The following is an 18,038-nucleotide window of genomic DNA, read 5'->3' as shown; positions in this document are numbered from 1 at the left end:
GGCGGACGCGCGGGTTGCGGTCCGGCCCGGGGTTTGCTGCGATTGTAATTGGTTGGGTGACGCCGACCATCCGACCGTGCCGCGCGAAATTGCGGCCCCGGCTGTATGGATGTTCGTCGATGTCATGCGACCCTAACCTAGATGCCTGGCGGCAGAGTGCGGGCCAGGCGTAACCATTCGATCTTCGCGCCGGTCGCTGACCCTGGCATGAGCCCGAAATACATTGGGCGGCCGGGGATGCGCGCCGGAAGCGCGACACGGCAGGGACAATACGGCTGTTCCGCCGCTTTGCCACCGTTGTTGAAGGGTTAGCATCGTTGCACGGCAGCGACAAGCGGTGTGCGCGGTTGCGGCGGGCGGCCGGGGCCGGTATCCCCCAAGCCGATGCGAATGCTGGTCCTCGCCGTGCTGCTGGTGCTGGGCGGCGCCCGTGGCACACAGGCGGCCGTGGTCCGCTCGGGCGCGCTGGCGGTCGAGGGCAAGGTGGTGACGGTCCAGCTCGACGGGCCGGTGACCGCGCGGCTGCTGGCGCTGGCGGACCCGCTGCGGCTGGTGATCGACCTGGACGGGGTCGATGCGGCGCGGCGCGATGTCGACGGCAAGGGCGGGATCAGGCACGCGCGGATCGGCCAGTTCGACCCGGCGACGGCGCGCATCGTCATCGACCTCGACACGCCGATGCGGCTGGATGCGGCGGCGCAGGACGCGGACAACCGGCTCAGGCTGACGCTGGTGCCGATCGGCAAGGCGGCGTTCGAGGTGCTGGTCAAGCGCGGGCGGCGAGCGCAGGCGGTGACGGGCAGTCCTGAGCCCAGGCCCGACGCGGCGCCCGTCGTGGTGGCGCCCGCCAAGGTCGTCGCAGCTCCCCCGCCCAGTGATTTCGACTTACCCGCCGGCACCTTTCCCGATCCCGCCGTGCCGCCCGAAGCTGTACCGACCGCGCCCCCGGCCAAGCCTGCGCCGATCCCCAGGGTCGCCCCCGCGCCGCGCTCCGGCGGGCCCAAACCGCTGGTCGTCATCGACGCGGGGCACGGCGGCAAGGACGTCGGCGCGATCTCGATCACCGGGTCGTACGAGAAGGACGTCACCCTCGCCATCGCCCGTGCCGCCGCCCGCGCGCTGGAGGCGTCAGGGCGGGTGCGGGTGAAGCTGACCCGCGACGACGACCGCTTCATCCCGCTCGGCGGCCGCGTCGCCATCGCCCGCGCCGCGCACGCCGACCTGTTCCTGTCGGTCCACGCCGACAGCGCCCCCAATCCGCTGGCGCGCGGGGCGAGCGTCTACACGCTGTCCGAAACCTCGTCGGACGAAGTCGCGGCCCGGCTGGCGGCGCGCGAGAACAAGTCGGATATCATCGCCGGCGTCAACCTTGGCATCGAGGCGCCCGAGGTCGGTGATATCCTGATCGACCTGCTCCAGCGCAACACCATGAACGTCTCGATCGCCTTTGCCGAGGCGCTGCAGGGCGAACTCGACGACCGCATAGCCTTCCGTGGCGAATTCCACCATTTTGCCGGGTTCCGGGTGCTCAAGGCCGCCGATACGCCGTCGGTGCTGCTCGAGACCGGCTATGTCTCCAATGCCGACGACGCGGCGCTGCTGACCTCGAAGGCCGGGCAGAAGATCATCGGCGACGGCATTGCGCGCGCGGTCGAGGCGCACCTGCTGCGCGGCCGGGGTCGCTAGTCGCGTCGCTAGCCGGCGCGCTCGGCCTGCGCCCAGGCGTGGTCGGCGAGCATCTCGACACCCTCGGCGGTCTTTTTCGCATGGGCACTCGCGGCGGTCCCGCGCACGACGCGCCCGCGGATGCCGTGGATGATCGCCGCCAGCCGGAACATGTTGAACGCGACGTAGAAGTCGATGTTGGGGATGCCGCCGGTCCGCCCGGTGCGGGCGCAATAGGCGGCGGTGTAGTCTTCCTCGCTCGGGATGTTCAGCGCCGGCAGGTCGAAGCCCATCAGGCCCGCGGTCGCCGTCGGCGGCATCCGGTACATCATCAAATGATAGCTGAAATCGGCCAGCGGATGGCCTAGCGTCGACAGCTCCCAGTCGAGCACCGCCAGCACGCGCGGCTCGGTCGGATGGAAGATCATGTTGTCGCAGCGATAATCGCCGTGGACGACACGCGTCTCGTCGCCGTCGTCGGGGATGTTGGCCGGCAGCCACTCGACCAGCCGGTCCATCGACGGCACCCGGCCCGCGTCGCTGTCCTCCAGATACTGTTTCGACCAGCGCCCGATCTGCCGCGCGAAGTAATTGCCCGGCTTACCGAAATCACCCAGCCCGATGGCGACCGGATCGAGGTTGTGGAGCTGCGCGATCGTCGCGTTCATCGCGTCGAAGTACAGCGGCCGGTCGGCGCGCGACACGTCGGGGAAGGTGTTGTCCCAGATGATCCGCCCCTCGACGCAGTCCATGACGTAGAACCACGTCCCGATCACCGCATCGTCGGTGCACAGGCCAAAGGTCCGCGGGGCCGGAAAACCCGCGCCATACAAGGCGGTGATCACCCGATATTCGCGGTCGACGGCGTGGGCCGACTTGAGCAGCACGCCCGGCGGCTTGCGGCGCAGCACGTAATTTCGGCCCGGCGTGACCAGCTGGTAGGTCGGGTTGGATTGGCCGCCATTGAACTGGCGTACCGTCAGCGGCCCGGCATAGCCCTCGACATTGGCCTTGAGCCACGTCTCCAGCGCCGCCTCGTCGAAGCCCAGGCCGGCGCGGACCTCGCCGGCTCCCGACATCTCCTGCTGCCGTGTCGCCATGCTAGTCCCCAACAGCCTGTCGCCCGATATCGCGACGGCAGAAGCCGCCCGGCCAGTCGATCATGTCGACCGCAGCATAGGCAGCCGCCTGCGCTTCGCCAACATCCTTGCCCAGCGCCGTGACGGCCAGCACGCGCCCGCCGCTCGCGACCAGCGAGCCGTCGCTGCGCCGGCGGGTGCCGGCATGGAACACCGTCGCACCGGTCGCTTCCGCCGCCTCGATCCCGGCGATCTCGGTGCCGGTCTGCGGATCGACCGGATAGCCCTTGGCGGCCATGATGACGGTCAGCGCGGCGTCCTCGCGCCACACCGGGCGCAACTCGGCCAAGCCGCCGTGGCACGTCGCCAGCAGCAGCTCGACCAGGTCGCTCTCCAGCCGCAGCATCAGCACCTCGCACTCCGGATCGCCGAAGCGGACGTTGTATTCGATCAGCTGCGGCCCGGTCGGCGTCAGCATCAGCCCGGCGTACAGCACGCCGCGGAACGGCGTCCCCGCCTCGGTCATCGCGCGCACCGTCGGCTCGACGATCTCGCGCATCGACCGGTCGAGCAGGTCGGGCGTCAGCACCGCGGCGGGCGAATAGGCGCCCATGCCGCCGGTATTCGGCCCGGTATCGCCGTCACCGACGCGCTTGTGGTCCTGCGCACTGGCCAGCACCAGCACGTCGCTGCCGTCGCACAGCACGAACAGGCTCGCCTCCGGCCCGGTCAGGAAGGCCTCGATCACCACCGGACCGGGCAGCGCGTCGAGTGCCTCGCTGGCCTCGGCGGCGGTCGTCGCGATGGTGACGCCCTTGCCCGCCGCCAGCCCGTCGGCCTTGATCACCACCGGCAGCGGCTGGAGCGCCGTGTAGGACCGCGCCGCCTCGCCGCTGTCGAAGCGTGCGTACGCCGCGGTCGGAATGCCGGCCTCGGTGCAAAGCGCCTTGGTGAAGCCCTTCGAGCCCTCCAGCTGCGCTGCAGCCGCCGATGGCCCGAACGCCGCGATGCCGGCCGCCGCCAGGGCATCGGCGAGCCCGTCGACCAGGGGCTGTTCCGGCCCGATCACCACCAGCCCGATCTCATTGGCCGCGGCGAAGTCGATCACCGCGGCATGGTCGCCGGCGTCGAGCGCGACGCATTCCGCGACGCGCGCCATGCCGGGGTTGCCGGGCGCGGCGAACAGCCGGTCGGTACGCGGCGACTGGCGCAGCTTCCAGCACAGCGCGTGCTCGCGCCCGCCGCTGCCGATGACGAGGATGTTCAGGGGTTGCGCGGTCATTCCCGGCTTCTAGCAGCGTAGCGGGGTCTTGCTACCCTTCGCGCAGTGGCGGGCAGGGAGCGGAACGGGTGTCACCACGTTGTGCGGGCTCAATCAGGAGCCTCCCGCATGCATGGATATTACAAGGTCGATCGCCCGGATGACTTGCGCGGCGCCGTCGCGGGCCTTGCCGCGGGACTGCTTGCGTCGCTAGTGATGACCGGTTTCCAGGCGGGTGTCGCCAAGCTGATCCCCGACATCTCGGGCGGCGGCGACGACGAGCCGGCGACGGAACAGGCGGCGGACAAGGTCAGCGAGGCAGCGGTCGGCCAGCCGGTACCCGAGGACCGCAAGGCCGTCGCGGGCGAGGTGGTGCACTATGCTTTTGGCGCGTTGCTGGGTGCCGGCTACGGGATTGCGGGCGAGCATGGCGACCTGCTCAAGTCCGGCGGCGGCACGGTGTTCGGCGCGTCGGCGGCGTTGTTGTTCGACGATATCGCGGTGCCGGCGCTCGGCCTGTCGCCGCCCGCGAGCGAGACGCCGGCGAAGACCCACGCCTATGCGATCGCCTCGCACCTGGTCTTTGGGCTGGTGCTGGAGGGCGCGCGGCGGGCGCTGAGGGGGCGGTAAAGGGCGCGTTCCCAAACCGTCATCCCGGCGAAGGCCGGGACCCATCACCCCGATCCCTGTAATGATGCTGGCTCTACCAGCTTCCATCCCGAAGATGGGGATGATGGGTCCCGGCCTTCGCCGGGATGACGGTGTGTAAATGCAGGCACCCCCACCGCCGCAGCCGTTGCGCCCCGGCCCCCGCGTCGCCTAATACCCCCCGGTGCCCGATCCAGCCATCAACACCCCCGAATATTCCGTCGGCGAACTCGCCCATGCGCTGAAGCGCACCGTCGAGGCGGCCTATGGCTATGTCCGGGTGCGCGGCGAGATCAGCGGCTACAAGCGCGCCGCCTCGGGCCATGTCTATCTGTGCCTGAAGGACGACGCGGCGGTCATCGACGGCGTCATGTGGAAGGCGACCGCCGGAGCCCTGCAGTTCCGCCCGGAAGACGGGCTCGAGGTCATCGTCACCGGCAAGCTGACGACCTATCCGGGTCGCTCCAAATACCAGATCGTCATCGAGCGGATGGAGCCGGCCGGCGTCGGCGCGCTGCTTGCCCAGCTCGAGGAGCGCAAGCGGCGGCTGGCGGCGGAGGGTCTGTTCGACGCGTCGCGCAAGCGCCCGCTGCCCTATATCCCGCAGGTCATCGGCATCATCACCTCGCCGACCGGTGCGGTGATCCGCGACATCCTGCACCGGCTGGCGGACCGCTTTCCGCGCCGGGTCATCGTCTGGCCGGTGGTCGTGCAGGGCGATGCCGCGGCCGGGCAGGTGGTCGCGGCGCTGGCCGGCTTCAACGCGCTGGTCGCGGGGGGCAAGGTGCCGCGGCCCGACCTGCTGATCGTCGCGCGCGGCGGCGGCTCGATCGAGGATCTGGCGGCGTTCAACGAGGAGGCGGTGGTCCGCGCCGTCGCCGCCTCGACGATCCCGGTGATCACCGCGGTCGGCCACGAGACCGATACGACGCTGGTCGACTTCGCTTCCGACCACCGCGCACCGACTCCGACTGCGGCGGCCGAGCGCGCCGTGCCGGTGCTGAGCGAGCTGGTCTATGGGCTGGGCGCGCTGGGGCTGCGGCAGGACCGGGCAGTGCGACGCGGCATCGAGGTTCGTACCGAGCGTGCCACGGCGTCGGCCAAGCGCCTGCCTTCGCCGCGCGCGCTGCTCGGGCTTCAGCAGCAACGCTTCGATGAACTGGCGGACCGGCTGCCGCGGGCGCTCAAGGTCGGTGCCGACCGTTGGCGCGGGCGTTTCGAGGCCTGTTCGGCGGCGCTGCGACCGGCGCTGCTCGGGCGGCGGGTGATCGCCTCGCGTGGCGGGCTCGACAAGGCATCGGCGGCGATGTCGGCGTCGCTGCGCGGGCTGGTGGCCAAGGATGCGACCAAGCTGGCGCAGACGGCGACGGCGCTGCGCCCGGGATTGCTGGTCCGCCACGTCTCGGCCTCGCGGCGCGACCTCGACAAGGTCGGCGTGGCGATGTCGGCGTCGTTGCGCGGGCTAGTCGCCAGGGATGCGACCAAGCTGGCGCGGACCGCCGCGCTGCTGCGTCCCGCGGCGCTGACCGGGGCGAACGATCGGGCGCGGGCGCGGCTGACCCAGGCATCGCGGCTGCTCGACAGCTTCGATCCCGAAGGCGAGATCCGCCGGGCGCAGGCGCGCGGCCTGGTGCGGGTCACCGACGCCGAGGGGCGGCTGGTCACCAGTGCCGCAGCGGCGCAGGCCCAGCACGTCCTGACGCTCGGATTTCGCGATGGCGACGTGCCGGTGTCGACGGCGCTGCCAAGGCAGGGTAGATTGCTGTGATGCTCGATTTCAATGGCGGTCGCCAGGCGCGGCTGCGCTATCTTCCCGGTTCCTTCGACGTGCTGACGCCCGGCGACTATGTAACCTGCGCGGTCAGCGGCAAGCGGGTGACGCTGACTGCGCTGCGTTATTGGTCGGCGGAGCTGCAGGAGGCCTATGCCAGCGCCGACATCGCCGTGAAGCGTTACACCGAGATGCGCGCCAAGGGGCGACTTTGAACTTCGGCGCGGGGGCGCGACGTTGATTCGCGCCCCGGCGATCGCGCTGCTGCTGCTTGCCGCCAGCTGCGTCAAGCCGCTGCCGGCGGGCGAGATCAAGCTGACCGGGACGGCGCAGCAGGGCGGGCTGATGTTCGGCACTGCGCCGCCCGGATCGATGGCGTTGAAGCTGGACGACAAGCCGGTGCGGCTGGCCGGCGACGGGCGCTTCCTGATCGGCTTCGGGCGCGATGCTCCGGTTGCCGCCAGGATCACCGCGACGCTGGCCGACGGACGGACGGTGACGCGCGACGTGGCGGTGGCGCAACGCACCTACAAGGTCGAGTCGATCCCCGGCCTGCGCCGCCCCTCGACCGGTCCCAGCGCCGCCTATGAAGCGATCCGCGCGCCCGAGTTGGCAATGATGGCTGCCGCCCGCGCCGGCGAAACCAGCGAGACCGGCTGGACGCAGGCCTTCGACTGGCCCGCGCACGGTCGGATCAGCGGCGTCTACGGCTCGCAGCGTGTTCTCGGCGGCGTGCCCGGCAGTCCGCATTTCGGCGTCGACGTCGCGGCTCCGGCCGGCACCCCGGTGCTCGCCCCGGCGGAGGGGATCGTGCGTTTCGCGCAGGGTCCGCTGAGCCTCGAGGGCAACCTCGTCATGCTCGACCACGGCCACGGCCTGACCTCGTCGTTCCTGCACCTGTCCAAGATCGACGTGGTCCCCGGCGAGCGTGTCGAGCGCGGCCAACGGCTCGGCGCGATCGGCACCACGGGGCGGTCCACAGGGCCACACGTCCACTGGGCAATGACCTGGGACGACGTCCGCATCGACGCAGCGACGCTGGTCGGCGCGATGCCGGTTCCGGCGGCGTCACGCTAACCTACCGTAGGTAAACGCGAAATTTTAGCGGCAAATTCGCTGGCCACGACGCGGTGCGGCTCGAGCCTGCATATGACGATTGTGTGACAATCCAGACACAGAGCTGCAACTTTGCACCGGTTGTGACGCTGGCGTCATTGCTAATGATATTTTGTAAACGCATTAGTGAGGCATCGGCCAGCTCGAAAACGAGCGGCATCCAGCATCAAATCAGCGGGCGCTAGGCGCTCGCAAAGGGGTCTTAATGAACGCGAAGATTTCTCGTGCACGCCTGCTTGCCTCGACGATAGTCGGCGGCGCAGTTCTATTTGCGGCGCCTGTGCTCGCACAGACCGCTGGTCCGGACGCCGCTTCGGCCAGCGCGACGACGCCGACCACGACCACCGCCGCCGTCGACACTGCCGAGACGATCGTCGTCACCGGCTCGCTGTTCCGCCGCAGCAACGTCGAGACGCCCTCGCCGGTCACCGTGCTGACCACCGAGACGCTGACGCGTGCCGGCATCACCAACATCGCCGACGCCGTTCGCTCGATCTCGGCCGATGGCGCGGGTTCGATCTCGACCGGCTTCCGCAACGGCTTCAGCGCCGGCGGCTCGGCCGTCTCGCTTCGCGGCCTCGGCGTTTCGTCGACCCTGGTCGTCATCGACGGCCTGCGCAGCGCCAACTTCCCGCTCAACGACGACGGCCACAACGCCTATGTCGACCTCAACTCGATCCCGTTCAGCATCGTCGAGCGCGTCGAAGTCCTCAAGGACGGCGCCTCGTCGACCTATGGCGCCGATGCGATCGGCGGCGTGGTCAATTTGATCATGAAGAAGCAGTTCGTCGGCGTCGCCGGCACCGTCGAGGGCGGCATCTCCGAAAAGGGTGACTCGGGCCGCAAGCGCGCCAACATCACCGCCGGCTATGGCGACTATCAGTCGTCCGGCTGGAACTTCTACGTCAACGCCGAATACCAGAAGGATGGCTCGATCTACGCCAAGGATCGCCCGTTCCCCCTATAACACGCTCGACCTGAGCTCGATCGGCCTGTCGGACCAGAACACCGCCGACAGCGCGCTGACCACCGCGACCGCCAATGCCGTCGTGCGCCAGACGACGCAATCCGACCTCAACAATCCGTTCACCGGCGGCGCTGCTGCGACCGGCCAGTACACGACGCTCAACCTGAATTGCCCCGGCAACACCTTCACGGTCGCCGGTGCGGCCGGCGGCGTCGGCTGCAAGCACGACAACACCTTCGATTACGACCAGCTCCAGCCGTCGCAGGAGCGTTACTCCTTCGCCGGCCGCCTGAGCATCCGTCTCAGCGACAACATCGAAGCCTATGTCAGCGGCACCTACACGCATAACCAGGTCAACATCCGCCGCCTGCACTCGGCGATCCGCCAGACGCAGCCTTATGGCGCCTCGCCGACCCTGGCCTCGAACAACCCGGGCATCGTCCTGCCGGTCTACATCTGCGCCAGCGGCGTCAACTGCTCCGTCGCCGCCGACCGCAAGCTGAACCCGAACAACCCCTATGCCGCTGCCAACGCCGCCACCCCGGCCAACGGCGCCGCGCGCATCTATTACCTGTTCGGCGACATTCCGCTGGGCAGCGACCGCAGCAACGAGGTCATCCGCGGCACCGCCGGCCTGAATGGTCACTTCGGTGACGACTGGACGTGGCGCGTCGAGGCCGTCGGCGCCAAGGACAATCTCAGCGTCACCCCGGTCGGCAACATCGACATCGCCGGCCTGAAGCAGGCGATCAACACCGGTGCCTACAACTTCGTCAATCCGGAGCTGAACACCGAGGCGACCCGCCAGCTGGTCGCGCCGACCTACACCGTCGGCTCGCACACCTCGCTGGTCTCGCTCGACGCGTCGATCACCAAGAGCCTGTTCGAACTCCCCGGCGGTCCGCTGCAGCTCGCCATCGGCGGCCAGGCACGGCGCGAAGTCGAAGAGAACAACAGCGTCAACCCGGGCCTGACCAAGTTCGCCAACACCTCGGCGGCCTTCGGCAAGCACACCGTCACCGCGGCGTATTTCGAGCTCGACGCACCGATCCTCGACACCCTCGAGGTCAATGCTTCGGGTCGTTACGACCATTATTCGGAGGGCTTCAGCCACTTCTCGCCGAAGATCGGTGCCAAGTTCACGCCGATCAAGCAGGTCGCCGTCCGCGGTACCTATTCGAAGGGCTTCCGCGCCCCGACCTTCGCCGAGAGCAACCCGCTGAGCAGCTTCGCCGGTTTCGTCAACACGACGCCGCCGACCAGCTTCCAGCTTGCCCACGGCGGCCTGAACACGGCCGGCAACACCAACCCGTACACCCAGTCGTACAACGTCGGCACGGGCTTCACGGGTAACCCCGACCTGAAGCCCGAAAAGTCGCGCAGCTTCACCGCCGGTGTCGTCGTGCAGCCGGTGCCATGGCTCAGCCTGACGGTCGATTACTACAACATCAAGAAGACCGACGTCATCGTCGCCGGCCCTGACGCCGCTACCGCTCGTGCCGCCTATTACGCCGGTACGGCACTGGCGCCGGGCTATTCGGTGGCTGCGCTCGACGCCATCGACCCGCTGTTCCCGACCGCCCTGCAGCGCGTGCTGATCATCAACGCCCCGTACGTCAACGGCGCCAGCCAGAAGACCTCGGGCCTCGACTTCGGCGCCACCGCCGAGGTGCCGCTGGGCAACGACATGAAGTTCGTCAGCCGCGTCGATGTCACGGACGTGCTGAAGTACAACGTCAACCAGGGCGACGGCGTCACCCGCAAGTATGTCGGCACCCTCGGGCCGTACGAACTGTCGTCGGGCGCCGGTACGCCGAAGTGGCGCGGCAACTGGCAGAACACCCTGCAGATCGGTGCCTTCTCGGTCTCCGCGACGACCTATTACGTCTCGAAGATCAAGGCTGTCGCCGCCGATGAAGAGACCCCGAACGCTGCCGGTGTCATCGACCTGTCGTGCGCCGTCGCAGCACCGACGCTGTACCCAGCCGGCGCCAAGTCGTGCAACATCCGCCGCTTCATCTACGCCGACCTGAACGCTGCGGTGCAGGTCAACGACAACTTCACCTTCAACTTCTACATGGGCAACATCACCAACGCGAAGGCCCCGTTGGCGCCGGCTTCCTACTCCGGCATCAACTACCTGCCGACGTGGCACTATGCCGGTGTCATCGGCCGCACGTTCCGGGCCGGCGCTTCGTTCCGCTTCTAGTCCGGGCAAAACTCAAAGAAGGGCGGCTCCTCGCGGGGCCGCCCTTTTTCGTGTCAGGCGGGCTTGAGCAGCAGCCGCCCATCGCCCTCGTCGACTTCGACGGTGCTGCCGTCCGGGACCTCGCCGGACAGGATCAGGTCGGCGAGCGGGTCCTGGACGAACCGCTGGACGGCGCGCTTGAGCGGGCGCGCACCGTAGACCGGGTCATAGCCGACCCGCGCCAGCCAGCGCCGCGCCGCGTCGCTCAATACCAGCACGATCTTGCGGTCCTTGAGCAGCGACTGGACCCGCTTGAGCTGGATATCGACGATGCCGCCCATGTGTTCGAGGCCGAGGCGGTTGAACAGCACGATCTCGTCGAGGCGATTGAGGAACTCCGGCCGGAAGTGGGCGCGGACCATCTCCATCACCTGCGGCTCGACCTCGCTCACCGCCTGGTCGTCGCGCAGCCCGGCGATGTACTGCGACCCGAGGTTCGAGGTCAGCACGATCAGCGTGTTGGTGAAGTCCACCGTCCGACCCTGGCCGTCGGTCAGCCGCCCGTCGTCGAGCACCTGCAGCAGGATGTTGAAGACATCGGCATGGGCCTTCTCGACCTCGTCGAAGAGGATGACCTGGTACGGGCGTCGCCGCACCGCCTCGGTCAGCACGCCGCCCTCGTCATAGCCGACATAGCCCGGCGGCGCACCGATCAGGCGCGCGACCGAATGCTTCTCCATATACTCGCTCATGTCGATGCGCAGCATGGCGTCCGACGCGTCGAACAGGAACGTCGCCAGCGCCTTGGTCAGCTCGGTCTTGCCGACGCCGGTCGGCCCGAGGAACAGGAAGCTGCCGAGCGGACGGTTGGGGTCCTGCAGTCCGGCACGGGCGCGGCGCACCGCCGACGATACCGCCTTGACCGCCGCCGCCTGGCCGATGACCTGCGCGCTGAGCGTGGTTTCCATCGCCATCAGCTTCTCGCGTTCGCCGGCCAACATCCGCTCCACCGGGATGCCGGTCCAGCGTGAGACGACCGCCGCGATGTCCTCCGAAGTGACCTCCTCGCGGACCATCACCCCGGCGGTGGCGCCCTCGGCGTCGGCGAGCTGGCGCTCCAGCTCGGGGATGCGGCCATAGGTCAGCTCACCGGCGCGGGCATAGTCGCCGCCGCGCTGGGCCTGCTCGACCTCCAGCCGGGCGGCGTCGAGCTGTTCCTTGACCTTGGTGGCACCAGCCAGCTTGTCCTTCTCGCCGGTCCAGCGGGCGGTCAGCGCGGCGGACTGTTCCTCGAGGTTGACCAGTTCGCCCTCCAGCGTCGCCAGCCGGTCCTTCGAGGCGGCGTCACTCTCGCGCTTCAGGGCCTCGCGCTCGATGCGGAGCTGCATGATGCGACGGTCGAGGTTCTCGATTTCCTCGGGCTTCGACTCGACCTCCATGCGCAGGCGCGAGGCGGCCTCGTCCATCAGATCGATCGCCTTGTCGGGCAGGAAGCGGTCGGCGATGTAGCGGCTGCTCAGCGTCGCGGCGGCGACGATGGCGCCGTCGGTAATGCGGACACCGTGGTGGAGCTCGTACTTCTCCTTGAGGCCGCGCAGGATCGAGATCGAATCCTCGACGGTCGGCTCGCCGACGAACACCGGCTGGAAGCGACGCTCGAGCGCGGCGTCCTTTTCGACGTACTTGCGATACTCGTTCAACGTCGTGGCGCCGATGCAGTGCAGTTCGCCGCGGGCGAGCGCGGGCTTGAGCAGGTTTGAAGCGTCCATCGAGCCTTCCGACGCGCCGGCACCGACCAGCGTGTGCATCTCGTCGATGAACAGCACGACGTCGGAGCCTTCGGCGCGGACCTCGTCGAGCACGCCCTTCAAGCGCTCCTCGAACTCGCCGCGGTACTTCGCCCCTGCGATCAGCGAGCCCATGTCGAGCGCCATCAAGCGGCGGCCCTTGAGGCCGTCAGGGACGTCGCCATTGGCGATGCGCAGTGCCAGCCCCTCGACGATGGCGGTCTTGCCGACGCCGGGCTCGCCGATCAGCACCGGGTTGTTCTTGGTGCGGCGCGCCAGCACCTGGATGGTGCGGCGGATCTCCTCGTCGCGACCGATGACCGGGTCGAGCTTGCCGTCGCGCGCCGCCTGCGTCAGGTCGCGCGCGAACTTCTTGAGCGCATCATAACGGTCCTCGGCGCCCGCGGTGTCGGCGCTGCGACCCTGGCGGAGCTGCTCGATTGCGCCGTTAAGTCCTTGGGCGGTAACGCCCGCCGCGGCCAGCGCCTTGCCGGCATCGGTAGTCGTCGCCAGCGCGCACGCCAGCAGCAGCCGCTCGACGGTGACGAAGCTGTCGCCCGCCTTGGTGCCCAGCTGCTCGGCGGAATCGAGGATGCGCGCGGTGTCGTTGTCCCAGCTCAAGCCCTGAGCCCCGGCGCCGCTGACGGCCGGCAGCTTGGCGAGCGCCTGGTCGGTCAGTTGCAGCGCGGTTTCGGGCCGGCCGCCGGCGGCGCGGATCAGGCCCGACGCCATGCCCTGCTCATCCTCCAGCAGCGCCTTGAGCAGATGCGCCGGAGTGATGCGCTGGTGGCTGTTACGAATTGCCACGGTCTGCGCCGACTGGAGGAAGCCCTTGGCGCGGTCGGTGAATCTCTCGATGTTCATGGAAGCCCTCTTCTGACCCGCCGGATATGGTGTGGTATCCGAGCAACACAAGTCACACTGGCGCAGCGGCTGGCACGTGATTAGGTAACAGCCTCCACGCAGCACGAAAGACGTCGATGCTCAAACTGACGGGTACCATCATGGCCGCTTTGCTGGCGACTGCAGCGCCGGCACTGGCCGCACCGGTTGCCCCGGCACCGACCAAGGTCCTGGTCGACCAGGTGCGTATTCCCTACGACCAGTTCACCCTGGCGAACGGCCTGCGCGTCATCGTCCACACCGACCGCAAGACCCCGGTGGTCGCGGTCAGCGTCTGGTATCACATCGGATCGAAGGACGAGCCGGTGGGCAAGGGCGGCTTTGCGCATTTGTTCGAGCATCTGATGTTCTATGGCTCGGAGCATAACAATGGCGTCTTCTTCAAGCGGCTGGAGGATGTCGGCGCGACCGATTCCAACGGCTCGACCTGGTTCGACCGCACCAATTATTTCGAGAACGTGCCGACCCCGGCGCTCGACCTCGCGCTGTTCCTCGAATCCGACCGGATGGGGCATCTGCTCGGCGCGATCGACCAGAAGAAGCTCGATGCCCAGCGCGGCGTCGTCCAGAACGAGAAGCGGCAGGGCGACAACCAGCCCTACGGCCTGACCGATTACGCGGTGCTGGAGGGGCTGTTCCCGCCCGGCCATCCGTACCGCCACGACACCATCGGCAGCATGGCCGACCTGCAGGCGGCATCGCTCGACGACGTCAAGAACTGGTTCCGCGCCAATTATGGACCGAACAATGCCGTCGTCGTGCTGGCCGGCGACATCGACCTGGCGACCGCCAAGCCGCTGATGGAGAAGTATTTCGGCGACATTCCGCGCGGGCCGGAGCCGCGGCGCTTCGTTGCCACCGTGCCGCGGCGGACGACGACGACGCGTGAGACGATGCACGACGCGGTCGCCAATCCGCGCCTGACCCGCGCCTATGCGCTGCCGGCGCGGACCGATGCGGTGACGCCGCTGGTCGATATCGCGGCGACCATCCTGGCCAATGGCGCGACCTCGCGGCTGTACGAGGACCTGGTTCGCGACAAGCGGCTGGCGGTGGGCGTCAGCGGCGGCGTCTCGGCTTTCGAGAAGGTCAGCCAGGCGCAGTTCACCGTCGATGTCGCCCCCGGCGTCGATCCGGCCGTCGTCGACAGGCGCATCGACGAGCTGTTCGCCAAGTTCCTCAAGGACGGCCCGACGGCGGACGAGGTCGAGCGCGTCGTCACCCGCAACGTCGCCGGCACGATCCGCGGGCTGGAGGCGGTCGGCGGCTTCGGCGGCAAGGCGGTCAGCCTGGCCGAGGGTGCGGTCTATGCCGGCGACCCGGGCTATTACCGCACCGAGTTGCAGCGCTATGCCGACGCGACCCCGGCCAGCGTCGCTGCCGCCGCGCGGACCTGGCTGGCGCGTGGCGACTTTCGCCTGACCGTGCTCAACGGCAAGCGCGAGGCGCGCGATGTCGCCAAGTCGATTGCCGGGCCGGAGGATGCTCCCAAGGGCGCGACCGCGCCGCCGATTCGCACCGCCGTTGCGGGGGCGCCCAAGGGCGTCGACCGGTCGGTGCTGCCGACGGTGACCGGTGTGCCCGACCTGGTGCTGCCGGCCGTCGAGCGCGCGACGCTGGCCAATGGTCTGAAGGTGACGTTGGCGCGGCGGACGACGGTGCCGGTGGTGCGGATGACGCTGGCGTTCGACGCCGGGCTGGCGGCCGACGACAAGGCCAAGCCGGGCCTGACCTCGCTGATGCTGGCGCTGCTCGACGAGGGCACGACGACGCGCACCGGGCCCGAGATCGCACGCAGCGAGGAGCGGCTGGGTGTCTCGATCGGTGCCTCGGCGGCGCTCGACCGGACGCGTGTCGGCATGGATGCGCTCAAGCCCAACCTCGCTGCATCGCTCGACCTGTTCAGCGATATCGTGCGCCACCCGGTATTCCCGGCAGACCAGATCGAGCGGGTTCGCGGGCAGGCGCTGGCCGGCATTGCGCAGGAGCTGGCCGATCCCGGTGCGCTGGCGCGGCGGACGCTGCCCGGCCTGATCTGGGGCCCCGACCATCCGTACGGCCGCCCCGGCTCGGGCACCGTCGCGGGGGTCAAGGCCGTCACCCGCGCCGACCTGATCGCCTTCCACGACCGCACCATCCGCCCGGACACCGCCGAGATCTTCGTCGTCGGCGACGTCACCATGGCCGAGCTGAAGCCGTTGCTGGAGTCGACGCTGGGTGACTGGAAGGCGCCGGCGACACCGCGCGTCGTCAAGACCTTCGCGACGATCACGCCACCGCCGGCGGCGCGCATCGTGCTGATCGACCGGCCCGGATCGCCGCAGTCGATCATCCGTGGCGGCGTCGTGCTGCCGATCAAGGGCGTCGACGATCCGCTGGTGCTGCGCGTCGGCAACGACATCCTCGGCGGCCTGTCGACGTCGCGGCTGAACAGCGACATCCGCGAGGCCAAGGGCTGGGCCTATGGCGTCGGCTCGGCGATCGGCGACGCGCGCGAGCAGGTGTCGTTCTCGGTGGTCGCGCCGGTACAGACCGATCGCACCGGCGACAGCATCGCCGCGATGATCGCCGATGTCGCGGGGCTCAGGACCAAGCCGATCGACGCCACCGAGCTGACCGGAGCGGTCAACAACAGCGTGCGCTCGCTGCCCGGCGAGTTCGAGAGCGGCGGCGCGGTGCTGGGCGCGCTGGAGCGCAATGCGCTGCTCGGACGGCCCGACGACTTTTATACCAAGCTGTCGGACCGCTACCGGGCGATGACCCCGGCAGAGGTCAATGCGGCGGCGGTGGCGCTGAACGTCGACCGGATGACCTGGGTGGTGGTCGGCGACCGCGCGACGGTCGAGCCGCAGCTGCGCAAGCTGGGCCTGCCGCTGGAAGTGCGGCGGGACGCGCCCGGCGCTACTGTACCGCGAGCAGCTCCACGTCGAAAATAAGCGTGGAGTTCGCGGGTATGTCGGGGCCGGCCGCGTCGGCGCCGTAAGCGCTCTGCGGCGGGATGACGAGGGTGCGCTGGCCGCCGACCTTCATGCCGGCGATGCCCTCGTCCCAGCCGGCGATGACTTGGCCGCCGCCGAGCGGGAAGGGGAACGGCTGGTCGCGATCGCGCGAGGAGTCGAACTTCTTGCCGCGCTTGCCGTCGACGTAGAGCCAGCCGGTGTAATGGACCAGGACGTAGTGCCCGGTCTCCGCCACCGCGCCGGTGCCTACCTTGACGTCGGTGACGATGGTGCCGCCGGGCAGCGTGACCTGGGCAGCGGCGGCGGCCTTGGGTGCAGGCGCGACCTTGTGGCGCGCGACCGGGTGGCGCTTGGGAGTTGCGTGGGGGGCTGCTGCTTGTGGTGCGGCGAGCAGCGCGGCGATGACGAAGGGCAGCATCAGAGCTCCTCTATTGGTTCTTGCCGTCATTCCGGCGCAGGCCGGAACCCATCACCCCAGATTTCGCCTGATGGGTCCCGGCCTGCGCCGGGATGACGGGTGTTCGAATGTCCGCGCAACCGTCCTAGTCGACGTCCTCGACCACCACCGACTCACCCGTCACGCGCTGTGACAGCGCCGCTGCCATGAACGGGTCGAGCGCGCCGTCCAGCACGTCGGATGGCGCCGTCGACGTCACTCCGGTGCGCAGGTCCTTGACCAGCTGGTAGGGCTGCAGGACGTATGAGCGGATCTGGTGGCCCCAGCCGATGTCGGTCTTGCCGGCCTCGACGTCCGCCGCCGCTGCCTCGCGGATCGCCAGCTCGCGCTCGTACAGGCGCGCCTTCAGCATCTTCATCGCCGTGGCTTTGTTCTTGTGCTGCGAACGCTCGTTCTGGCAGGCGACAACGACGCCGGTCGGGATGTGGGTGATGCGCACCGCGGAGTCGGTGGTGTTGACGTGCTGGCCGCCGGACCCTGAGGCGCGGTAGGTGTCGATGCGCAGGTCCTTGTCCTCCACGACGATGTCGATGTCGTCGTCGACCACCGGATAGACCCAGACGCTGGCGAAGCTGGTGTGGCGGCGCGCGGCGGAGTCGTACGGGCTGATCCGCACCAGCCGGTGGACGCCGCTTTCGGTCTTGGCCCAGCCGTAAGCGTTGGCGCCCTTCAGCAGCAGCGTCGCCGACTTGATCCCGGCCTGCTCGCCGGCGTGATAGTCGATCAGCTCGACCTTGTAGCCGTGGCGCTCGCCCCAGCGCTGGTACATGCGGCTGAGCATCGAGGCCCAGTCCTGGGACTCGGTGCCACCGGCGCCGGAATTGACCTCGATATAGCTGTCGTTGGCGTCGGCCTCGCCGGCCAGCAGCGCCTGGACCTTGTCGCGCTCGGCGCGCTCCGCCAATGCGGCGAGCGAGGCGACGCTCTCGTCGGCCATGGCGTCGTCGCCCTCGGCTTCGGCCATGTCGGTAAGCTCGATCAGCTCCGACATCTCGCGCTCGATGGCACGGGTCGCCGAGACGCCCTCATCGAGGCGCCGGCGTTCCTGCATAACGGCCTGTGCCGCCTTGGGGTTGTTCCAGAGCGTCGGGTCCTCGACCCGGGCGTTCAGCTCGTCGAGACGGCGGAGTGCACGATCCCAGTCAAAGGAACCTCCTCAACAGGTCCAGCGCCTGTTTGATCTGGTCGATATGGGCCTGGCCCTCGGCGCGCATGGTGCAATGTCCTTAATGAGCG

13 protein-coding genes are annotated in these 18,038 nt (G+C 68.9%); 8 read left to right on the top strand and 5 right to left on the bottom strand.

The window, feature by feature from the left end; all coding sequences use genetic code 11:
• Positions 1-390 precede the first annotated feature (390 nt).
• Positions 391-1,686, top strand: a complete 1,296-nt coding sequence (locus ACOFKW_RS03800; RefSeq protein WP_419816024.1) for an N-acetylmuramoyl-L-alanine amidase — start codon at positions 391-393, stop codon at positions 1,684-1,686.
• Between the two features lie 8 nt (positions 1,687-1,694).
• Here ACOFKW_RS03800 and ACOFKW_RS03795 read toward each other — a convergent pair whose 3' ends face one another.
• Entirely contained in the window at positions 1,695-2,765 is a 1,071-nt protein-coding gene (locus tag ACOFKW_RS03795; protein ID WP_419816023.1) for a phosphotransferase, read from the bottom strand.
• Position 2,766: 1 nt separating this feature from the next.
• Positions 2,767-4,011 carry a phosphoribosylamine--glycine ligase gene (gene purD, locus ACOFKW_RS03790; protein ID WP_419816860.1) on the bottom strand — a complete coding sequence of 415 codons (1,245 nt, stop codon included), beginning with the start codon at positions 4,009-4,011 and terminating at the stop codon, positions 2,767-2,769.
• A gap of 123 nt (positions 4,012-4,134) precedes the next feature.
• Between purD and ACOFKW_RS03785 the strand changes: the two genes are divergently transcribed.
• From ACOFKW_RS03785 to ACOFKW_RS03760, 6 genes are all read left to right on the top strand, one after another.
• A complete protein-coding gene (locus ACOFKW_RS03785) occupies positions 4,135-4,635 on the top strand; it encodes a DUF1440 domain-containing protein (protein WP_419816022.1) in 501 nt (166 codons plus the stop codon).
• 202 nt (positions 4,636-4,837) lie between these two features.
• On the top strand, positions 4,838-6,421 hold the full coding sequence (xseA, locus tag ACOFKW_RS03780) for an exodeoxyribonuclease VII large subunit (protein ID WP_419816021.1): 1,584 nt from the start codon (positions 4,838-4,840) through the stop codon (positions 6,419-6,421).
• A complete protein-coding gene (locus ACOFKW_RS03775) occupies positions 6,421-6,639 on the top strand; it encodes a DUF2093 domain-containing protein (protein WP_419816859.1) in 219 nt (72 codons plus the stop codon). Before xseA ends, ACOFKW_RS03775 begins: the two co-directional genes overlap by 1 nt.
• 22 nt (positions 6,640-6,661) lie before the next feature.
• Positions 6,662-7,501: a M23 family metallopeptidase gene (locus ACOFKW_RS03770; RefSeq protein ID WP_419816020.1), complete on the top strand. Its 840-nt coding sequence runs from the start codon at positions 6,662-6,664 to the stop codon at positions 7,499-7,501.
• A gap of 319 nt (positions 7,502-7,820) precedes the next feature.
• Positions 7,821-8,507 carry a TonB-dependent receptor plug domain-containing protein gene (locus ACOFKW_RS03765; protein WP_419816019.1) on the top strand — a complete coding sequence of 229 codons (687 nt, stop codon included), beginning with the start codon at positions 7,821-7,823 and terminating at the stop codon, positions 8,505-8,507.
• A complete protein-coding gene (locus ACOFKW_RS03760; protein WP_419816018.1) occupies positions 8,467-10,716 on the top strand; it encodes a TonB-dependent receptor domain-containing protein in 2,250 nt (749 codons plus the stop codon). Before ACOFKW_RS03765 ends, ACOFKW_RS03760 begins: the two co-directional genes overlap by 41 nt.
• Before the next feature lie 53 nt (positions 10,717-10,769).
• Here the strand turns inward: ACOFKW_RS03760 and clpB are convergent, their stop codons facing one another.
• The gene (gene clpB, locus ACOFKW_RS03755; protein ID WP_419816017.1) at positions 10,770-13,346 is read right to left on the bottom strand and encodes an ATP-dependent chaperone ClpB; all 2,577 of its coding nucleotides are present in this window, start codon (positions 13,344-13,346) and stop codon (positions 10,770-10,772) included.
• Between the two features lie 116 nt (positions 13,347-13,462).
• Between clpB and ACOFKW_RS03750 the strand changes: the two genes are divergently transcribed.
• Positions 13,463-16,321, top strand: a complete 2,859-nt coding sequence (locus tag ACOFKW_RS03750) for a M16 family metallopeptidase (protein WP_419816016.1) — start codon at positions 13,463-13,465, stop codon at positions 16,319-16,321.
• Here ACOFKW_RS03750 and ACOFKW_RS03745 read toward each other — a convergent pair.
• On the bottom strand, positions 16,287-16,763 hold the full coding sequence (locus ACOFKW_RS03745; protein ID WP_419816015.1) for an FKBP-type peptidyl-prolyl cis-trans isomerase: 477 nt from the start codon (positions 16,761-16,763) through the stop codon (positions 16,287-16,289). The two genes, ACOFKW_RS03750 and ACOFKW_RS03745, sit on opposite strands and share 35 nt — an antisense overlap.
• Positions 16,764-16,887: 124 nt before the next feature.
• A protein-coding gene (prfB, locus tag ACOFKW_RS03740; protein WP_419816014.1) for a peptide chain release factor 2 occupies positions 16,888-18,016 on the bottom strand; the annotation gives its coding sequence in 2 pieces (ribosomal slippage) (positions 16,888-17,946 and positions 17,948-18,016; 1,128 coding nt in all).
• Positions 18,017-18,038: the final 22 nt, after the last annotated feature.

Origin of the sequence: Glacieibacterium sp., assembly GCF_965200405.1 — a bacterium.
Classification (GTDB): domain Bacteria; phylum Pseudomonadota; class Alphaproteobacteria; order Sphingomonadales; family Sphingomonadaceae; genus Glacieibacterium.
This window is presented reverse-complemented; position numbering and strand designations above follow the sequence as displayed.

Coding starts and splice junctions, on each gene's coding strand:
- ACOFKW_RS03800 (WP_419816024.1), top strand. CDS start 391: ATGCTGGTCCTCGCCGTGCTGCTGGTGCTGGGCGGCGCCCGTGGCACA.
- ACOFKW_RS03795 (WP_419816023.1), bottom strand. CDS start 2,765: ATGGCGACACGGCAGCAGGAGATGTCGGGAGCCGGCGAGGTCCGCGCC.
- ACOFKW_RS03785 (WP_419816022.1), top strand. CDS start 4,135: ATGCATGGATATTACAAGGTCGATCGCCCGGATGACTTGCGCGGCGCC.
- ACOFKW_RS03775 (WP_419816859.1), top strand. CDS start 6,421: ATGCTCGATTTCAATGGCGGTCGCCAGGCGCGGCTGCGCTATCTTCCC.
- ACOFKW_RS03760 (WP_419816018.1), top strand. CDS start 8,467: ATGGCTCGATCTACGCCAAGGATCGCCCGTTCCCCCTATAACACGCTC.
- clpB (WP_419816017.1), bottom strand. CDS start 13,346: ATGAACATCGAGAGATTCACCGACCGCGCCAAGGGCTTCCTCCAGTCG.
- ACOFKW_RS03750 (WP_419816016.1), top strand. CDS start 13,463: ATGCTCAAACTGACGGGTACCATCATGGCCGCTTTGCTGGCGACTGCA.
- ACOFKW_RS03745 (WP_419816015.1), bottom strand. CDS start 16,763: ATGCTGCCCTTCGTCATCGCCGCGCTGCTCGCCGCACCACAAGCAGCA.